Annotated in this window: 15 protein-coding genes; 10 read left to right on the plus strand and 5 right to left on the minus strand. The window is 74.5% G+C overall.

The window, feature by feature from the left end:
- Positions 1-58: 58 nt before the first annotated feature.
- Both BJP25_RS23105 and BJP25_RS23110 read left to right on the plus strand, forming a co-directional pair.
- On the plus strand, positions 59-1,165 hold the full coding sequence (locus tag BJP25_RS23105) for a mannose-1-phosphate guanylyltransferase (RefSeq protein ID WP_084794417.1): 1,107 nt from the start codon (positions 59-61) through the stop codon (positions 1,163-1,165).
- Positions 1,166-1,249: 84 nt separating this feature from the next.
- Positions 1,250-1,666 carry a hypothetical protein gene (locus BJP25_RS23110; RefSeq protein ID WP_075977110.1) on the plus strand — a complete coding sequence of 139 codons (417 nt, stop codon included), beginning with the start codon at positions 1,250-1,252 and terminating at the stop codon, positions 1,664-1,666.
- A 287-nt stretch (positions 1,667-1,953) separates the two neighbouring features.
- Here the strand turns inward: BJP25_RS23110 and BJP25_RS23115 are convergent, their stop codons facing one another.
- The 3 genes from BJP25_RS23115 to BJP25_RS23125 form a co-directional block, all read right to left on the minus strand.
- Positions 1,954-2,808, minus strand: coding sequence for a glycosyltransferase family 2 protein (locus BJP25_RS23115; RefSeq protein WP_075977111.1), 855 nt, complete (start codon positions 2,806-2,808; stop codon positions 1,954-1,956).
- Positions 2,809-2,829: 21 nt separating this feature from the next.
- On the minus strand, positions 2,830-3,963 hold the full coding sequence (locus tag BJP25_RS23120) for a glycosyltransferase family 4 protein (protein WP_075977769.1): 1,134 nt from the start codon (positions 3,961-3,963) through the stop codon (positions 2,830-2,832).
- 77 nt (positions 3,964-4,040) lie between these two features.
- Positions 4,041-5,171 carry a glycosyltransferase family 4 protein gene (locus BJP25_RS23125; protein WP_075977112.1) on the minus strand — a complete coding sequence of 377 codons (1,131 nt, stop codon included), beginning with the start codon at positions 5,169-5,171 and terminating at the stop codon, positions 4,041-4,043.
- Between the two features lie 79 nt (positions 5,172-5,250).
- Here BJP25_RS23125 and BJP25_RS23130 point away from each other — a divergent pair, with 79 nt between their 5' ends.
- The 3 genes from BJP25_RS23130 to BJP25_RS23140 all read left to right on the plus strand — a co-directional run bounded on the left by BJP25_RS23130 (position 5,251) and on the right by BJP25_RS23140 (position 9,750).
- Positions 5,251-6,123, plus strand: coding sequence for a glycosyltransferase family 2 protein (locus BJP25_RS23130; protein ID WP_408607190.1), 873 nt, complete (start codon positions 5,251-5,253; stop codon positions 6,121-6,123).
- A 74-nt stretch (positions 6,124-6,197) separates the two neighbouring features.
- Positions 6,198-8,684: a glycosyltransferase gene (locus BJP25_RS23135; RefSeq protein WP_075977114.1), complete on the plus strand. Its 2,487-nt coding sequence runs from the start codon at positions 6,198-6,200 to the stop codon at positions 8,682-8,684.
- Positions 8,677-9,750: a glycosyltransferase family 4 protein gene (locus BJP25_RS23140; protein WP_075977115.1), complete on the plus strand. Its 1,074-nt coding sequence runs from the start codon at positions 8,677-8,679 to the stop codon at positions 9,748-9,750. Before BJP25_RS23135 ends, BJP25_RS23140 begins: the two co-directional genes overlap by 8 nt.
- A gap of 617 nt (positions 9,751-10,367) precedes the next feature.
- Here the strand turns inward: BJP25_RS23140 and rfbD are convergent.
- Together rfbD and rfbB are read right to left on the minus strand one after the other, a co-directional pair.
- Positions 10,368-11,279: a dTDP-4-dehydrorhamnose reductase gene (gene rfbD, locus BJP25_RS23145; RefSeq protein ID WP_075977116.1), complete on the minus strand. Its 912-nt coding sequence runs from the start codon at positions 11,277-11,279 to the stop codon at positions 10,368-10,370.
- Between the two features lies 1 nt (position 11,280).
- Complete coding sequence (gene rfbB, locus BJP25_RS23150; RefSeq protein ID WP_075977117.1) at positions 11,281-12,270, minus strand: dTDP-glucose 4,6-dehydratase; 990 nt, start codon at positions 12,268-12,270, stop codon at positions 11,281-11,283.
- Positions 12,271-12,448: 178 nt separating this feature from the next.
- Here rfbB and BJP25_RS23155 point away from each other — a divergent pair, with 178 nt between their 5' ends.
- The 5 genes from BJP25_RS23155 (at position 12,449) to BJP25_RS23175 (ending at position 17,752) form a co-directional block, all read left to right on the plus strand.
- Complete coding sequence (locus BJP25_RS23155; RefSeq protein ID WP_075977118.1) at positions 12,449-14,044, plus strand: LCP family protein; 1,596 nt, start codon at positions 12,449-12,451, stop codon at positions 14,042-14,044.
- 116 nt (positions 14,045-14,160) lie between these two features.
- A complete protein-coding gene (locus BJP25_RS23160; RefSeq protein WP_233158223.1) occupies positions 14,161-15,792 on the plus strand; it encodes an LCP family protein in 1,632 nt (543 codons plus the stop codon).
- Positions 15,793-15,801: 9 nt separating this feature from the next.
- The gene (locus BJP25_RS23165) at positions 15,802-16,473 is read left to right on the plus strand and encodes a TIGR03089 family protein (protein WP_075977119.1); all 672 of its coding nucleotides are present in this window, start codon (positions 15,802-15,804) and stop codon (positions 16,471-16,473) included.
- 74 nt (positions 16,474-16,547) lie between these two features.
- Positions 16,548-17,111 (plus strand): dihydrofolate reductase family protein, encoded by a 564-nt coding sequence (locus BJP25_RS23170; RefSeq protein ID WP_075977120.1) that lies wholly within the window; start codon positions 16,548-16,550, stop codon positions 17,109-17,111.
- Positions 17,112-17,218: 107 nt separating this feature from the next.
- Positions 17,219-17,752, plus strand: coding sequence for a DinB family protein (locus tag BJP25_RS23175; RefSeq protein WP_075977121.1), 534 nt, complete (start codon positions 17,219-17,221; stop codon positions 17,750-17,752).
- The last annotated feature ends 8 nt before the right edge of the window (positions 17,753-17,760 follow it).

The raw sequence follows: 17,760 nt of genomic DNA on the forward strand, positions 1-17,760 counted from the left end.
GGCCGGGTCCCGGCGCTGGCCACACCTGACCTGCCGCCGGACGACGAGGGAACTATCTGTGACGTCGACTGACCTGCACGTGGTCGTCCCAGCGGGGGGCAGCGGCACGCGGCTGTGGCCGCTGTCGCGGGCCGCGAACCCGAAGTTCCTGCACCCGCTCACCGGCACCGACCGCTCGCTGCTGCAGGCCACCTTCGACCGGCTGGTCCCGCTGTGCTCGGCGCGGAACCTGCTGGTCGTGACCGGTTCCGCGCACGCGGCGGGGGTGGCGCGGCAGCTGCCGGCGCTGCCCGAGCGCAACATCCTGGTCGAGCCGTTCGCCCGCGACTCGTGCGCGGCGATCGCGCTGGCCGCCGCGGTGGTGCAGCGGCGGTCGCCGGGCGCGGTGATGGCCTCGTTCGCCGCCGACCACCTCATCACCGACACCGCCGAGTTCGCCCACACCGTGCGCCGCGCGGTCGACGGCGCCCGCGACGGGTACCTGATGACGATCGGCATCACCCCCACCCGCCCGGAGACCGGGTACGGCTACCTCCAGTGCAGCGAGCCCGCGACCCGGTCGGTGATCCAGCGGGTGCTGGAGTTCAAGGAGAAGCCGTCGCTGGAGGTGGCCACCCGCTACCTGGCGGCGGGCAAGTACCTGTGGAACGCCAGCATGTTCGTCTGGCGCACCGACGTGTTCCTGGCCGAGCTGGCCGCCCGCCGCCCGGACGTGGCCGCCCCGATCGCCGAGATCGCCGAGGCCTGGGACACCGAGCTGCAGGAGGAGACGCTGGCCCGGCTGTGGCCGCAGGTGCCGAAGGTGGCCGTGGAGTACGCGGTGATGGAGCCCGCCGCCGAGGACGGCAGGGTCGGCACCGTGCCCGGCGACTTCGGCTGGTCGGACATCGGGGACTTCTCCACCGTCGGCGACCTGCTCGGGGTCGACGTCGGCGAGGGCAGCCGCGCGTTCACCACCGGCGCGGGCGGCTCGGCGGTCGTGGTCGACGGCAAGGGCGTGGTGGTGGTGCCCGCGGGCAACCGGCTGGTGTCCACCCTCGGGGTCAACGACGTGATCGTGGTCGACACCGAGGACGCCGTCCTGGTCTGCGACCGCTCCCGCGCCCAGGACATCAAGCGGCTCACCGAGATCCTGCGCGAGCGGGGCGAACTGGACCGCCTGTGACCGCCTCCCCCCACTCGGCTGACGCCGGGGGGATGACCGGATACGCTGTCGGGGAACACGCAGTCCCCAGGGAGAGGCCGCACCATGGACCCCCGTGACCGGGCCGACGCCATCCTGGCGAGGGCCCGCGCGCGCGGCGCCTTCGTCGTCACCCCGGACAGCGCCACCTCCCCCATGGACGCGGCCGCCACGCTCCAGATCCCGCGCGCGGTCATGGCCGCCATCGACGCGGCCGACCCGGACGTGACGATGGTGTTCCCCGTGTCGGGCATCGCCGCGCTCGCGGACCCGGAGGACGACCTGCCCGCCATCGCGCGGGAGGCGGCCACGCAGTCGCTGGCGTCGCCGCCGCGGCCTCGGCCGGTGGCTGGCCCTGGGTCCGGGTCTGGCGCGCAGGGGCGTGGTGGGGAGCCGGAGCAGGTGGGCGGGTTGATCCCGACGGTGAAGCAGCCGCAGCAGCCGCGGCAGTCGATGACGCAGCGGTTGGACGGGGATTTCTGAGGGGGCGTCTCGCCTGCGGCTTCGGTGTTGAGCATCGGGCTTCGCCCGATGCCGGGGCTTCGCCTGCTGGCTCGATGCGGTGGTTGTGCTTGGTCGGGGCCCCTACGGCGATCATGTGCTGTCGGGCGGGAAAAGGCGGGCTGAAAAGACGCCCGCCCGTCCCGTTTGGGTAGCACATGATCGCCTCCCCCGACCAAGCACAACCACCCCATCGAGCACCTGAGTAGCCGGGCCGCCTGCTGCTTGGGGGGTTGGGCTGGGGAAAGACTTTGGGGTGGGGTGGGGGGCTAGCGGGTGGAGATCTTCAGGCGGAGGGCCAGACCTGCTTTGACGGCGGCGCGGAGGGGGGCCCAGGCGGGGCCGGGGTGGCGGTCGGAGATGTAGCGGTAGGCCGACGCGTGGTGGGCGGCGAGCATCTTGTCGGAGACCTTGGCGGTGGAGACGCCCTGGATGTGCATGACGGTGGCGGTGGGGACGTAGACGTTCTGCCAGCCTGCCTGGCCGAGGCGTTCGCCGAGGTCGACGTCCTCGAAGTACATGAAGTAGCGGGGGTCGAAGCCGGTGACGGAGTCGAAGGCGGTGCGGCGGAGCAGGAGGCAGGAGCCGGAGAGCCAGCCCGCGGGGCGTTCGGTGATGTCGGTGGCGGACTGCTTGTAGGCGCGGGTCCAGGGGTTGGCGGGCCAGAGCTTGCCCAGCAGGCCGTGGCCGATGCCCTTGCCGAGGGAGGGGACCTCGCGGGCGGAGGGGTAGACGGTGCCGTCCCGCTCGGTGATCAGGGGGCCGAAGGCGCCGCCGCGGGGCCAGCGGGTGGCCGCGTCGAGCAGGGTGTCGAGGGAGCCCTCGCCCCACTCCAGGTCGGGGTTGGCGACGACGACCCAGCCGTACTCGGGGGGCAGGTCGGCGACGCCGTGGTTGGCGGCCCTGCCGTAGCCGAGGTTGCCGCCGGTGGGCAGGAGGCGGACGTGGTCGTGGCGGGCCGCGGCGGCCTCGGGGGCGCCGTCGGTGCTGCCGTTGTCGGCCAGGACGACCAGGGGCGAGCGGGTGGTGGCGCCCGCCAGGGTCGTGATGAAGCGCTCCAGGGTGTCGCCGGGGGAGTAGGTCACCGTCACCACGGCCAGGTCGTCGCCATACGCGTCAGTCACGGCCGAGCATTCTGCCCGGGGTCAGCGGCCGCGGCGGTGGCGGGTCGCGGCCACCCCGTAGGCCTCGCGGTGGGCCTCGGCGCACTGGCCCCAGGTGAACTCCTTGGCCCGGCGCTGGGCGGCCTCGGCCAGCTCGCGCCTGCGCTCGGGGTCGTCGAGCAGGGCGGCGACCGCGGCGCCGATGTCGCCCGCCCCGGTGCCGCAGTACTCCACCGCGTCGCCGCCGACCTCCGGCAGGGCCAGGCGGCGGGTGGTGAGCACGCACGCCCCGCAGGCCATCGCCTCCAGCACCGGCAGGCCGAAGCCCTCGCCCAGGCTGGGGTAGGCGACCAGGGCCGCCCCGCCGAGGAAGCCCGCGAGCATCCCGAACGGCAGGTAGCCCGCGCGGATCACCCGGACCCGGTGCGGGACGGCGTCGAGGGCGCGCTCGATCTGCCGGTCCCAGCCCGGCTGCCCGGCCAGCACCAGCGACGGCGGGTCCACCCGGCCCCGGCAGGCGGCGGCGAAGCCGCGGATGAGGGCGGGGACGTTCTTGCGCGGCTCCAGCGCGCCCAGGAAGGCCACGTACTCGTCGCGCTCGCCCAGCCCCACCTCGGCGCGGGCGGCGGCCACCTCGTCGGCGGTGGGCGGGTGGAACCGGTCGCCGTCGACGCCGTGCTGGATGACCGACAGCGCCGCCGGGTCGGCCCCGGCGACCCTGGCCAGCTCGGTGGCGGTGGCCTGGCTGGGCACCACGCACAAGCTCGCGCGCAGCAGCGAGGTGCGCGTCCAACCGCGGAAGAACCGGGCCTTGATCGAGTGGTGCAGGGCGGGGTCGGTGAAGAACGTGGCGTCGTGCAGGGTCACCACCGACGCGGCCTGCGCGGCCAGCGGCAGCGTGTAGTGCGGGGAGTGCAGCACGTCCACGCCGAGCTTGCGCACCAGCCGGGGCAGGGTCGTCTGCTCCCAGGTCAGCCGGGCCGTGCGGGTGGACACCGACTCCGAGGTGGGCACGACGCGGGCGTGCGGGGCGAGCAGCGAGTACAGCCCGGCGTCGCGCGGTTGGCAGACGACGCTGACCCGCGCGCCGTCGGCGTCGAGGGCGGCCACCAGTGAGTCCACGTAGCGGCCGACCCCGCCGCGGTCGGCCGGGACGGCGGTCGCGTCGATCAGCACGCGGGGGTCGGGCACGCGGCTCAGGGTACGACGCCGCCTCCCGGGCGGTTTCACGAACGCGTGAACTTCCGCCCGGATCAGGTCCCGGCCTTCTCGCTGAGCAACCGCGAGTGCAGCCGCCACACCGACTCCGCCGCGTGCTCCCAGGTGAACGCCGCGGCCCGCGCCCGACCGCGTTCGACCAGCTCAGCGGCCCGCTCGGGGGAGTCGACGACGCTGCTCAGCGCGCGGGCGAGGTCGGCGACGTCCTCGCGCAGCGCGGCCACCCCGGCCCCGCCCGCCACCTCCACCAGCGCGGGGGCGTCGGAGTGCACCACCGGGACGCCGACGGCCATCGCCTCCAGCACCGGCAGCCCGAAGCCCTCCGCCCGGCTGGGGGCGGCGAGCACGGTGGCCCGGTGCAGCACCACCGCCAGCTGCTCGTCGGTGAGCGGGCCGAGCACCCGCAGCCGACCGGGCGGCAGGCCGTGCTGGGCGGCCAGCGCGCGCAGGTCCACCCCGCCCCAGCCGGTCGGGCCGACCACGACCAGCGGCAGGTCCGGCGCCGAGGGCCCGGCCATGGCCTCGACCAGCACGTCGAGGCCCTTGCGGGGTTCGACGGTGCCCACGGCCAGGACGTAGGCCGGGGGCAGCCGGTGCTCGGCGACGACGGCGGCGACGACCGCCTCCGGCGGCGGGGTGCGCAGCACGGCGGGCACGCCGTGGCCCACCACGTGCACGCGGGCCGGACCGGGGGCGTGCTCGGCCAGCTCGGCGGCGACGGTGTCGGTGGGCACGACCAGCGCGTCGGCCCGCTGCGCGGCGCGCCGGATCACCGCCCGGTGCCAGGCGGCGCCGCGCGGGGTCAGCGTCTCGGGGTGGGTGAACGGCACCGTGTCGTGCACGGTGACCACCAGCGCCGCGCCCCGGCGGGCGGCGGCGGGGGCCAGCGGGGTCGGGGCGTGCACCACGTCGCCGCCCGGCCACAGCGGCAGCCCGTACTCCCAGGCCAGGGTGAGCGCGCGGCGCGGCAGGCGCAGCGCGCGCGGGCCCCCGACGCCGTCGACCCGCGCGGCGGAGGTGTCCCGGTGGTTGGCCACCACGCCGGTGACCCGCCAGCCGGGCGGGGCGGTGGCGGCGAGCGCGGCGGCGAGCTCGCGCGTGTAGCGGCCGGTGCCACCGGGCACGGGGGCGAGGAGCTGCTCGGTCAGCAGTGCGAGCTCGGGCACGCGCGACACCCTGCCACGCCCGTCAACGGGTCGGGCAGGGGTGCCGCGGCACCGCACCGGCGCCCGTAGGGTGCCCGTCGTGCGGACGACCGTGGTGGTGGTGACCTGGCGCGGCGCCGGGCACGTGCGGGCGTGCCTGCGGGGCCTGGCCGCCCAGACGCGCCCGCACCGGGTGCTGGTGGTGGACAACGCCTCCGAGGACGGCAGCGGGGAGCTGGCGCGGGCGGAGGGGGTGGCGGTGGTGCGGCTGGCGCGCAACGCCGGGTACGCGGGCGGGATCGCCGCGGTGCTCGACGACGTCGACACCGAGTTCGTGGCCTGGCTCAACGACGACGCCGTGCCCGCCCCGGACTGGCTGGCCCACCTGGAGGACGCGCTCGACGCGGGCGCCGCGGCGGCCGGGGCCCGGCTGACCAGGCCGGACGGGGGGACGCAGACGATCGGCGTCGGCCTCACCGCGCTGGGCTACGGCCACGACCGCACCGACGGCGAGGTGTTCGGCTTCTGCGGCGGCGCCGCCCTGCTGCGGGTGGCCGAGCTGCGGGCGGTGGGCGGGGTGCCCGCGGCGTTCTTCTGCTACTACGAGGACACCGACACGTCCTGGCGGCTGCGGCTGCACGGGCACGAGGTGGTCGCCGTCCCGCGGGCCACCGCCGCCCACGCGCACGGCGCCACCGCCCGGCTCGGCTCCCGGCAGTTCCACCTGTGGAACGAGCGCAACCGGCTGCTCATGCTCGCGCGCTGCGCCCCCGGCCCGGTGTTCGCCAGGGAGCTGGCCCGCTTCGCCGCGATCACCGCGAAGGTGGTGCTGCGCAGGCCGGAGGGCGCGAACTTCAGCCCGTCGCTGCGGTTGCGGGTGCTCGGGCAGGTGCTGGTGGCGCTGCCCGGCACCCGACGCGCGGGCACCCCCGAGGCCCGGCGGCGGGTGTGGGCGCGGTGGGCGGGCCGGTAGCGGCGAGGGGGAGGGATGGGCGCCCGCGGGGCCATGGGGCAGGCTTAGCGCAAGGACGAGGGCTGGAGGCGGGCTTGGCTGAGGGGGCGGACGTGCTGCCGGTGGTCTCGGTGGTCGTGGTGAACTACCGCGGCGCCGAGGACACGATCACCTGCGTGCGGGGGCTGCGCGACGGGGTGGACTACCCGGCCGAGCGGTTGCAGGTCATCGTGGTCGACAACGGCGCGCACGACGCCGAGCGGCTGGCCGGGGTCGAGGGCGTCGACCTGGTCGTCTCGCCGGAGAACCTCGGGTTCGCGGGCGGGTGCAACCTCGGCGTCGAGTCCGCCAGGGGCAGCGTGCTCGCCTTCCTCAACAACGACGCCCGGCCCGACCCGCAGTGGGTGCGCGCGGCGGTGCGGGTGCTCGCCGAGCAGCCGGACGTGGCCGCGGTCGCCAGCAAGGTGCTGGACTGGGAGGGCGGCACCGTCGACTTCGTCGACGCCGGGCTGACCTGGTTCGGCATGGGCTACAAGCGCCACGCCGGGCAGCCCGACACCGGCGAGCACGACGCCCCGCGCGACGTGCTGTTCGCCACCGGGTCGGCGATGTTCGTCCGCGCCGGGGCCTACCGCGAGCTGGGCGGGTTCGACGAGCGGTTCTTCATGTTCTACGAGGACGTCGACCTGGGCTGGCGGCTGAACCTGCGCGGCTGGCGGGTGCGCTTCGAGCCGACCTCGCTGACCTACCACCGCCACCACGCCTCCATGTCCAAGGTGGACAGCGACGACGGCGCGCGCGAGCTGTTCCTGCTGGAGCGCAACGCGTTGATGGCGCTGTACAAGAACGTCTCGGACGAGACGCTGGCCAAGGCGCTGCCCGCGGCGCTGGCGCTGGCCGTGCGCCGCGCCACCGCCCGCGGCGACCTCGACGCCACCGCGCTGGAGATCACCCGCGGCGGCCCGACGACCCAGCCGGTGAGCGGGCCCGCGCTGGCCGGGATCCTCGCCGTCGACCAGTTCGTCGAGCTGCTGCCGCAGCTGGTCGAGGCGCGGGCGCGCGAGCAGGCGAGCCGGGTGCGCGGTGACGCCGACATCGTGCCGCTCATGCGCCGCGCCATGGAGCCCGCTTACCCGCTGCCGCGCTACCTGGCCGCGCACGACATCCTCGTCGAGGCGTTCGGCCTGGAGGAGGCGTTCGGCGCCCGGCGCAAGGTCCTGGTCATCACCGGCGACGCGATCTCCGACCGGATGGCGGGCCCGGCGATCCGCGCCTGGAACATGGCCGACGTGCTCGGCGCCGAGCACGAGGTGCGGCTGGTGACGGTGAACCCGCTGTGCGCGCCGCCGCCCGCGCCGTTCCCGGTGCTGGGGTCCAAGCCGCGCGAGCTCACCGCACACGTGGACTGGGCGGACGTGGTGGTGCTCCAGGGCCACGCGCTGGAGATGGTGCCCGCCCTCAAGTCCGCGGGCTCCACCAAGCTCGTCGTCTGCGACGTCTACGACCCGATGCACCTGGAGCTGCTGGAGCAGGGCAAGGACTCCGTGGCCGAGCAGCGCGCGCTCGACCTCGTCGGGGTGACGAAGGTGCTCAACACCCAGCTGGAGCGCGGCGACTTCTTCCTCTGCGCCTCCGAGCGGCAGCGGCACTTCTGGCTCGGGCACCTGATGTCGCTGGGCAGGCTCACCCCCGAGGTCTACGACACCGACCCGACGCTGCGCTCGTTCCTCGGCGTGGTGCCCTTCGGCCTGCCGGGCAAGCCCCCGCAGCAGTCCGCGCACCCGGTCAAGGGCGAGCTGGTCGGGGCCCGGGACAAGGTCGTGCTGTGGGCGGGCGGGGTGTACAGCTGGTTCGACCCGCTGACCCTGGTCTCGGCCATCGGGGAGCTGGCGGGCAGGCGCCCGGACGTGCGGCTGGTGTTCCTGGGCATGAAGCACCCGAACCCCGAGGTCCCGGAGATGGACATCGGCGCCCGGGTCCGCGCCCGCTCCCAGCAGCTCGGGCTCACCGGCACGCACGTGTTCTTCAACGAGACCTGGGTGCCCTACGACCGCCGCCAGGACTGGCTGCTCGACGCGGACGCGGGCGTGACCACCCACTTCGAGCACGTCGAGACCACCTTCGCCTTCCGCACCCGGGTGCTGGACTACCTATGGGCGGGCCTGCCGATCGTCACCACCGACGGCGACGCCTTCGCCGACCTGGTGCGCGCCGAGGGCCTGGGCGTCGTCGTGCCCGCCGAGGACACCGCCGCCCTGGCCGCCGCCCTGGAGCGGGTGCTCTACGACGAGGCGTTCGCCGCCGCCTGCCGCGAGCGCATCGCCGTCGTCGCCGAGCGCTTCACCTGGGAGAACGTCCTCGCCCCGCTCACCGCCTACTGCCGCGACCCCCGCCCGGCCGCCGACCGGCTCCCGGGCGCGGAGCCCCTGGTGGAGCGGGCCCCGCTCTCGCGCGCCGAGACCGTCCGCCGCGACCTGGCCCTCGTCCGCGAGTACCTGGACCTGGGCGGCCCCACCGAGCTCGCCAAGCGGGCCGCGGGCCGGGTGCGCAGGCTCGCCAAGGAACGCCTCGGCCGTGGCTGACCGGGTCCTGGTCGACGGCACCCCCCTGCTGGGCGCCCGCACCGGCATCGGCCGCTACACCGCGGCCCTGACCGAGGAACTGGCCGCCACCCCCGGCCTCGACGTCCGGGCCGTCGCCTTCACCCTGCGCGGCTGGCGCAAGCTCCGGGCCACCCTCCCCCACGGCACCCGCGCCCGCGGCATCCCCGCCCCTGCCCGCCTGCTGCGCGGGCTCTGGCTGCGCGGCACCTTCCCCCCGGTCGAGCTGTTCGCGGGCCTGACCGACGTGGTGCACGGCACGAACTTCGTCCTCCCCCCCTCGCTGCGCGCCGCAGGCGTGGTGACCGTGCACGACCTGGCCTTCCTCGACCACCCGGACGACCTGGCCCCCTCCGACGCGGACCTGCCGACGCTGGTGCGCCTGTCGGTGCGGCGGGCCCGGGTGGTCCTGACCCCGTCGGAGGCGGTGGCCGGGCAGGTCTGCGCGCGGCTGGGGGTGGACCGGGCGAAGGTGGTCGTGACCCCCCTGGGCGTGGACGCGGCGTGGTTCACCGCCCGCCCACCCTCCGCGGATCTGGCCCGGCGCGTGGGCCTGCCGGGCGAGTACCTGCTGTTCGTCGGCGCGGCGGGCCCGCGCAAGGCGGTGGACTGGCTGGTGCAGGCGCACGCCGCCGACCCGTCGCTGCCCCCGCTGGTCCTGGTGGGCTCGGGGCACGCGGGGGCGGGCGAGCGCGTGCTGACCACGGGGTACCTGTCCGAAGTGGACTTGCGGTCCGTGGTGGCGGGGGCAGCGGCCCTGGTGCTGCCGTCCCGGGACGAGGGGTTCGGGCTCCCGGTGCTGGAGGCCATGGCGTGCGACGTGCCGGTGGTCTGCACGGACGTGCCCGCGCTGCGCGAGGTCTCGGGCGGGCACGCGGAACTGGTGCCGTTCCGGGACGTGGCCGCGTTGGGCGAGGCGTTGCGGCGCGCGCTGGAATCACCTGCGGCGCCCGCGGTGGCCGTCGAGCGGCGGCGGTACGCGGCCGGGTTCACGTGGCGGGCGTGCGCCGAGGCGACTGTGGGGGCTTACCGGGCCGCGATGGGGTGACTCGCGGGGTTAGGGGCGTTGCGTTGTGGGCCCGGTTGGGTGGTTGTGCTTGGTCGGGGCCCCTATGACGATCATGTGCTGTCGGGCGGGAAAAGGCGGGCTGAAAAGACGCCCGCCCGTCCCGTGTGGGTAGCACATGATCGTCACCCCCGACCAAGCACAACCACCCAACCGGGCAGGACATCGCGCCGGGTTCAGCGTTGGTGGGCGGTCGCCCTCTCCTACAACCACGACCCATGCTGGCGCGGGGGTAACCCGGGCAAGGGGACCCCTGTTTTCAACGTTACCGGCGGGGGACGACGAAACTCGACCCCCGCCACAAGGCTGTGGACAACTCGGGCGGCCAGCTCATGCCGCCGGACACCGCGACGCCCTGCCCTTCCTTCTTTGCCCACGGCGCAACCACTTGCGGGTCCGGCAGCCCGGCTACGGACGCGCTCGATGCGGTGGACTTGTTCGGGTGGGGTAGGCGATCATGAGCTACCCTGTCCGGGTTGAGCGGGGCTCTTTTCGCCCCAGCTTTTCCCGCTCTCTCAGCTCATGATCGCCGTAGGGGCCCCACCCGAACAGGTCCACCGCATCGAGCCCGCAACAAAAATCCCGCGCTCTTCAAGAGCTCACGCAGACGGCAAGTAAGCCGCCCGGTCAGCGGCGAAAGCAGCGGCCAACGCCTCCCGCCACGGCCGAAGCGGCGTGAGCCCGGCGTCCGCCCAAGCCTTCCCCGACAGCACCGAGTAGGCAGGCCGGGCCGCCGGGGTCGGGTAGTCAGCCGTGGTGCAGGCGCTCACCCGGCCGGGGTCCGCGCCCAACTCCTCGAACACGCCCCGGGCGAACCCGCACCAGGTCACCTCCCCGCCACCGGCCGCGTGCAGGACGTGGGCGGCGGGCGGGGAGTCGGACGTGACCTTCCGGGCCAGTTCGACCAGGCCGACAGCGAGGTCGTAGGTCCAGGTGGGGGAGCCGAGTTGGTCGTCGACGACCGAGAGGGAGTCGCGCTGGGACTCCAGGCGGGCCATGGTCTTGACGAAGTTGGCGCCGTGGGCGCCGTAGACCCAGGCGGTGCGGACGACCCAGGCGCGGGCGCCGGAGGAGAGGACGGCTCGTTCGCCCGCGAGCTTGGTCGCGCCGTACACCGACTTGGGGCCCGTGGGGGCGTCCTCGGCGTAGGGGGCGGTGGCGTCGCCGGGGAAGACGTAGTCGGTGGAGACGTGGATCAGGGGGAGGTTGCGGGAGGAGCACACCGCGGCCAGGACCCGGGGGCCGTCGGCGTTGACGGCATAGGCGCGGGCCTGGTCGGACTCGGCCTTGTCGACCGCGGTGTAGGCGGCGGCGTTGACGACCACCGGGGTGCTGCCCGCGGCGCGGGCGGCGTCGGCGAAGGCGGCGACGGCGGCGACGACCGAGGTGGTCTCGGTGAGGTCCAGCTCGGCGGAGCCGGGGGCGGTGACCGCCAGGTCGGGACCGGCGAGACCGGCCAGCTCGCGGCCGAGCTGGCCGGTGCCGCCGGGGACGAGCAGGGCGAGGGGCACGTCAGCCCCCCAGGGCGGCGCGCTGCTTGAGCGGCTCCCACCAGTCGCGGTTGTCCTGGTACCACTTCACCGTCTCGGCCAGGCCGTCGGCGAACGGGACGCGGGGGGCGTAGCCCAGCTCGGTGGAGATCTTGGTGATGTCGACCGAGTAGCGGCGGTCGTGGGCCTTGCGGTCCTCCACCGGCTCGATGGCCGACTCGTCGCGGCCGGTGGCCTGGAGCAGCAGGGTGGTCAGCTCGCGGTTGGTCAGCTCGGTACCGCCGCCGATGTTGTAGACCTCGCCGGGGCGGCCGCCGTCGGCGACGAGCTGGATGCCGTGGCAGTGGTCGTCGACGTGCAGCCAGTCGCGCACGTTGAGGCCGTCGCCGTAGAGCGGGATCTTCTTGCCGTCCACCAGGTTGGTGGTGAACAGCGGGATCACCTTCTCCGGGAACTGGTAGGGCCCGTAGTTGTTCGAGCAGCGGGTGACGCACACCGGCAGGCCGTGGGTGCGGTAGAAGGCGCGGGCCAGCAGGTCCGAGGACGCCTTGGACGCCGAGTAGGGCGAGTTGGGCTCCAGCGGGTGGGTCTCCGGCCAGGAGCCCTGCTCGATCGAGCCGTACACCTCGTCGGTGGAGACGTGCACGAACTTCGCCACGCCCGCGTCCACCGCGGCCTGCAGCAGCACCTGGGTGCCGACCACGTTGGTGATCACGAAGTCGGCCGCGCCCATGATCGAGCGGTCCACGTGCGACTCGGCGGCGAAGTGCACCACCAGGTCGACCCCCGCCATCACCGCGCGCACCGCCTCGGGGTCGCAGATGTCGCCCTCGACGAACCGCAGCCGGTCGCTGCCCGCCACCGGGTCGAGGTTGGCCCGGTTGCCCGCGTAGGTCAGCTTGTCGAGCACGACGACCTCGGCGTCGGCCAGGGTCGGGTAGGCCCCGCCGACCGCCTGGCGCACGTAGTGCGACCCGATGAACCCGGCACCGCCGGTCACCAACACCCTCATCTGCTTCCCACCGTCCCTCGGTTCGCTGACGGCTGAGAGTGTTCCATGCCCCCGCTCGGTGACTCGACGGACCGCGCGGGTGACTACTCATTGTCCTAGCGAGTGACGTCCGACGAGCTCTCAGGTGGTGCTGGGTAACCTGTTCAGGGGAACACTCGGGGACGGGGAGGAGCGTGGCGTGGACGAGGGTGAGCCGGTAGCGGCTGGGCCCGCTCGTCCGCCGCGGTGGTCGCGCGTCGGCGGCGGGCTGGTCAAGGGGCTGGCCGCGGTGGTCTCCACCGCCGTCCTGGCGGGCACCGGCTACGGCTGGTACACCGTCGGTGACCTGGACGCGGGCACCGCGACCACCGACGTCTTCGCCGAGACCGAGGCCGAGGACGCCCCGCCGCCGCTCGACGGCGCCGTGGACATCCTGCTCGTCGGCATGGACAGCCGCACCGACGCCTTCGGCAACCCGCTGCCCAAGGAGGTGCTGGCCATGCTCAACGGCGGCCGGGCCGACGGCGAGCGCAACACCGACACCATGATCCTGGTGCACATCCCGGTCGACGGCCGCCGCGCGGTCGCCTTCTCCTTCCCCCGCGACTCCTGGGTCGACGTGGGCGAGGGCTTCGGCAAGCACAAGCTCAACTCGGCGTTCGTCTACGCCTACAACGACGCCCGCAAGACCCTCCAGGCCCAGGGGGTCGCCGAGCCGGAGCTGGAGAAGCAGGCCACCGTCATCGGCCGCAAGAACCTCATCTCGACCGTCGAGCGGCTGGTGGGCGGGTCGGTGACCATCGACCGCTACGCCGAGGTCAACCTGGCCTCGTTCTACGAGGTCACCAAGGCCATCGGCGGGGTCGAGGTGTGCCTGAACGCCCCGGTGGACGAGCCGAAGTCGGGGGCGCGGTTCCCGGCGGGCAGGCAGACGATCTCCGGGGCGGCGGCGCTGTCGTTCGTCCGCCAGCGCTACGACCTGCCCAACGGCGACCTCGACCGGATCGTGCGCCAGCAGGTGTTCCTCGGCGCGCTGGCGAACAAGGTGCTGTCCGCGGACATGCTGGCCGACCCGACCCAGGTGCGCGGGCTGGTGCAGGCGGTGCAGAAATCGGTGGTGCTGTCCTCGAACTGGAACCTCACCACCTTCGCCGCGCAGATGCAGGGGCTCAGCAGCGGCAACATCGAGTTCCGCACCATCCCCACCCAGGGCGACGCCAAGATCGGCGGCGCGGACGTGATCAGGGTCGACCCGGCGCAGGTCGCCGCCTTCGTCAAGGAGCAGATCGAGGAGTTCGACGACGAGGCGACCACCACCGGCGGCGCCCCCACCGGCGAGCGGCCGACCCCCAGCACGACCACCACCACGACCGCCCCGCGGTCGCCGCAGGAGGTGACGGTGGACGTGCGCAACGGCTCCACCACCCGCGGCCTGGCCTCCACCGCGCTGAACACCCTGGTCGCGGCCGGGTACGCGGCCGGTGCGGTGGGCGACGACAGCGTGCGGTCGACGTCGGTGATCGAGTACGCCCCCGGCGACCTGGCCAAGGCGCAGGCGGTGGGCGCGGCGCTGCGCGGGCGGTTCGACTTCGAGGAGAACCCCGCGCTGGTCAGCGACCGGGTGCGCGTGGTGCTCGGCACCAGCTACGCCCCGGGCAGCACCGGCGGCGACGACCCGCTGTTCAGCGCCTTGCAGCCGCGGGTGCCGGAGCCCACCCCCACGGCCCCGACGAGCACCACCGGGACGACCCCGCCCACGCGGATCGACGCCGGTGGCGTCACCTGCGTGAACTGAGCGCGGCTAACGAGAACCTCCTCTATCACGATCCGTAATCGAGTCCGGCTTTCACCGGCGGACGAGGACGGTGCGCTGCCACCCTGGAGGGGCAGGCGCGCGCGGAGGAGGAAGACGTGACGGACCGGCCGACGCCACCCCCGGCGGAGGAGAACCCCGATCCCGCCACCCCCCAGGAGCCCCGGCCCAGGGCGGTCGAGGCCGACCCCGCCGAGGACACCCCGGCCGCCGCGACCGACACCGCCCCCGCCGGGACCGCCGAGCCCCAGGACGAGCCCGCGGCCGAGGACGAGGCCGCCGAGAAGGCGGAGCCCACTGCCGAGGGCGGGCCTGCGGCCCCCGTCGACGCCGAGCCTGCTGCCGCGGCCCAGGCCGAACCCGCTGCTGACACCACGCCTGCCGCCGCCGAGCCGGAGGTCGGCGCCGAGCCCGACGCCGAGGCGAAGGCCGAGCCCGATCCGGACGCCGAGCCCACCGCGACGACCGAGCCCACCGCCGGACCAGGTGCCGCGCCCGCCGACGAACCCGCGGCGGAGGTCGTGGAGGCGGCGGGCGCCGCCGGGCCCGCGCCGCGGCGGCGGGCCTCGGGGTGGTTGATCGCCGGGCGCTCGCTGGTCGCCCTGGTGTCGGCCGCCGTGCTGGCGGCCACCGGGCTGGTGACCGTGCGGGTCGACGGGTTCCAGGAGAGCGTCACCACCACCGACGCGCTGAGCGAGGCGCAGAACTCGCCGTCCGCCCCGCCCGCCGAGGACGGCGCCGACGACATCCTGGTGGTGGGCAGCGACACCCGCACCGACCTGCAGGGCCACCCGCTGTCGGCCAGGGTGCTGCGGGAGCTGCGCACCGAGGCCACCGACACGATCAACACCGACACCCTCATCCTGCTGCGGCTGCCGAAGAACGGCGCCCGCGGCTACGCGGTGTCGATCCCCCGCGACACCTCCGTCGAGGTGCCCGGCCTGGGGGTGGAGAAGATCAACGGCGCGTTCGGGGTCACCAAGGCGCTGACCGCGCAGCGGCTCGTCGGGTCCGGGGTGGGCGACCGCGCCCGGGTGGAGACCGAGTCCGACACCGCGGGGCGCACCGCGCTCATCCAGGCCGTGCAGGGGCTCACCGGGGTGCGCGTCGACCACTACGCCGAGGTCACCCTCTACGGCTTCTACCTGCTCACCGAGGCCATCGACGGCGTGGACGTGTGCTTGAAGCGCTCGACCAGCGACCCCGACTCCGGCGCCGACTTCCGGGCCGGGCAGCAGACCGTGCGCGGCGGGGACGCGGTGTCGTTCGTGCGCCAGCGCAAGGGCCTGCCGCGCGGGGACCTCGACCGCATCGTGCGCCAGCAGACGTTCCTGGCCTCGGCGATGAACAAGGTGCTCTCCGGCGGCACGCTCACCGACGCGGCCAAGCTGTCCGCGCTGGAGCGGGCGGTGTCGCAGACGGTCGTGATGGACCCGGGCCTGCACTTCCTCGACCTGGTCAAGCAGGCGCAGGCCATGGCGGCCGGGCAGGTGCAGTTCGCCACGATCCCGGTGACCGGCGTCGGGGCGCGCAACGACAAGGGCCAGAGCGTCATCACCGTCGACGTGGCCGCGGTGCGCAAGTACATGGCGGACCTGGCCACCGACACGCCCCCGCCCGCTCCCCCGGCGCCCACCGGCGTCCCGGACAACCTCACCGGCCGCAAGCTGCTCGACCTGGGCGCCCCGGCCCCCGCCCGCGCGGCGGCCCAGGCCCCCTGCATCGACTAGCTTGGGCGCGTGAGCCTCACCGAGCAGCTGTTGCGCGGCCTCAGCCCCGCCAAGCCCCTCATCACCCACTACGACGACGCGCGCGGCACCCGCATGGAGCTGTCGGTGGCCACGGTGGCGAACTGGGCGGCCAAGACGGCGAACTGGCTGGTGGAGGAGCACGACGTCGAGCCGGGCACCGAGGTCGCCGTGCGGATGCCGGGGCACTGGCAGACCGCGGGCATCCTGCTCGGCGCCTGGTGGGCGGGGGCGCACGTGGTGGCGGACCCGGCAGGCGCGGCGGTGGTGGTCGTGCCGGAGGGCGCCGAGGCCGACGCGCGCACGGCGGTGGTCTCGCTGGACCCGATGGGCATGGACCTGCGCGGCAGGCAGGCGGCGGGCACGGACTTCGTCGCGGAGGTGCGGCTGTTCGGCGACGCCTACTTCGGCGCGCCCGTCCCGGACGGCACCCCCGCGCTGGCCGGGTTGACCGTGGCGGAGGTGCTGGCGGCGGCGGACGAGCTGCCCGCGGGCGTGCGGGCGCTGTCCACCGCGGAGTGGACGATCCCGGCCGGGGTCCTGCGGGCCTTCGTCTCGCCGCTGAAGGCGGGCGGTTCCGTGGTGCACGTGTCGAACCCGGACGCGGGCGCGCTCGACAAGCACCGGGCCACCGAGCGCACCACGCACGACATCCTGGGCTGACCGCCCGGCGAGCCGCGCCCGGCGGCGGGGTCCCCACGGCCATACTGCCGACCCACCACCGAGAGGACCCCTCGATGCGCAGCGTCACCTACTCGCTGTCCACGTCGCTGGACGGCTTCATCGTCGACCCGTCGGGCGGCATCGACTGGTCCACCCCGGACGACGACGTCTTCCGGCTGGCGATGGACGAGGTGCGCGGCGTCGGCGTGCACCTGATGGGGCGGCGGCTCTACGAGACGATGCTGTACTGGGAGACCGCCGCGGAGGACCCCGGGCTCGACGGGCTCGACCGCGAGTGGGTGGAGCTGTGGAACCCGCTGCCCAAGGTCGTCTTCTCCAGCACGCTCACCGAGGTGCGGGGCAACGCCCGGTTGGCCACCGGCGGCGTGGTGGAGGAGGTCGAGCGGCTGCGGGCCGAGCCGGGTGAGGGCGACATCGCCATCGGCGGGGCGGAGCTGGCGGCGGCGGTGGCCGAGGCGGGGCTGATCGACGAGTACCGGGTCCGGGTCTACCCCGTGCTCGTCGGGGGTGGTCGCCCGTACTTCGCCCAGCACGGCAGGCGGGTCCGGCTCGACCTGCTGGAGAACCGCACCATCGGCCCCCAGGTCGTCTACTACCGCTACCGCGTCGTCCGCTGACCGGGGTTCACCCGAACTCGTCGCGGTAAGCCGCCGCTTTAGGACCGGAGTTGTCCGCAAGGCCCCCTACTGTCGTCGACAGCGGATCAGCGAGCGAAGGACGGACGATGAACCTCATCCAGGAGCGCACCGGCGGCCAGCCCGACAGCCCCCTCACGGGCGAGCGCGGCGACCTGCTCAAGACCCTGCGCCAGCACCGGGGCTTCCTGCGGTACACCGTGCGCGGCATCACCGACGAGCAGGCCAGGATGCGCACCGGCGGCGCCAGCCAGCTGACCCTGGGCGGGCTGGTCAAGCACGTCGCGCACACCGAGGCGGGCTGGGCCCGGTTCATGGCGGGCGGCGCGGAGCTGATGGAGAGCGTGCCCGCCGACTGGGAGGGCGAGTTCCAGCTCAAGGCGGACGAGACCCTGGCGGGGGTGCTGGCCTTCTACGACGAGGTCGCGGCCCGCACCGACGAGCTGATCGCCACCCTCGACCTCGACGCCGAGCACCCGCTGCCGGTCGCCCCGTGGTTCGAGGCGGGGGCGTCCTGGTCGGTGCGCCGGGTGGTGCTGCACCTCGTGGCCGAGACCTCGCAGCACTCGGGGCACGCCGACATCATCCGCGAGGGGCTCGACGGGCAGAAGACGATGGGGTGACACTGGGC

The sequence above is a fragment of the Actinokineospora bangkokensis genome (assembly GCF_001940455.1).
In the GTDB taxonomy this organism is placed as follows: domain Bacteria; phylum Actinomycetota; class Actinomycetes; order Mycobacteriales; family Pseudonocardiaceae; genus Actinokineospora; species Actinokineospora bangkokensis.

Excerpts from the sequence above, each read along its gene's own strand:
- BJP25_RS23110 (WP_075977110.1), top strand. The coding sequence starts at position 1,250 with ATGGACCCCCGTGACCGGGCCGACGCCATCCTGGCGAGGGCCCGCGCG.
- rfbB (WP_075977117.1), bottom strand. The coding sequence starts at position 12,270 with ATGAGGGTGTTGGTGACCGGCGGTGCCGGGTTCATCGGGTCGCACTAC.
- BJP25_RS23170 (WP_075977120.1), top strand. The coding sequence starts at position 16,548 with ATGCGCAGCGTCACCTACTCGCTGTCCACGTCGCTGGACGGCTTCATC.
- BJP25_RS23175 (WP_075977121.1), top strand. The coding sequence starts at position 17,219 with ATGAACCTCATCCAGGAGCGCACCGGCGGCCAGCCCGACAGCCCCCTC.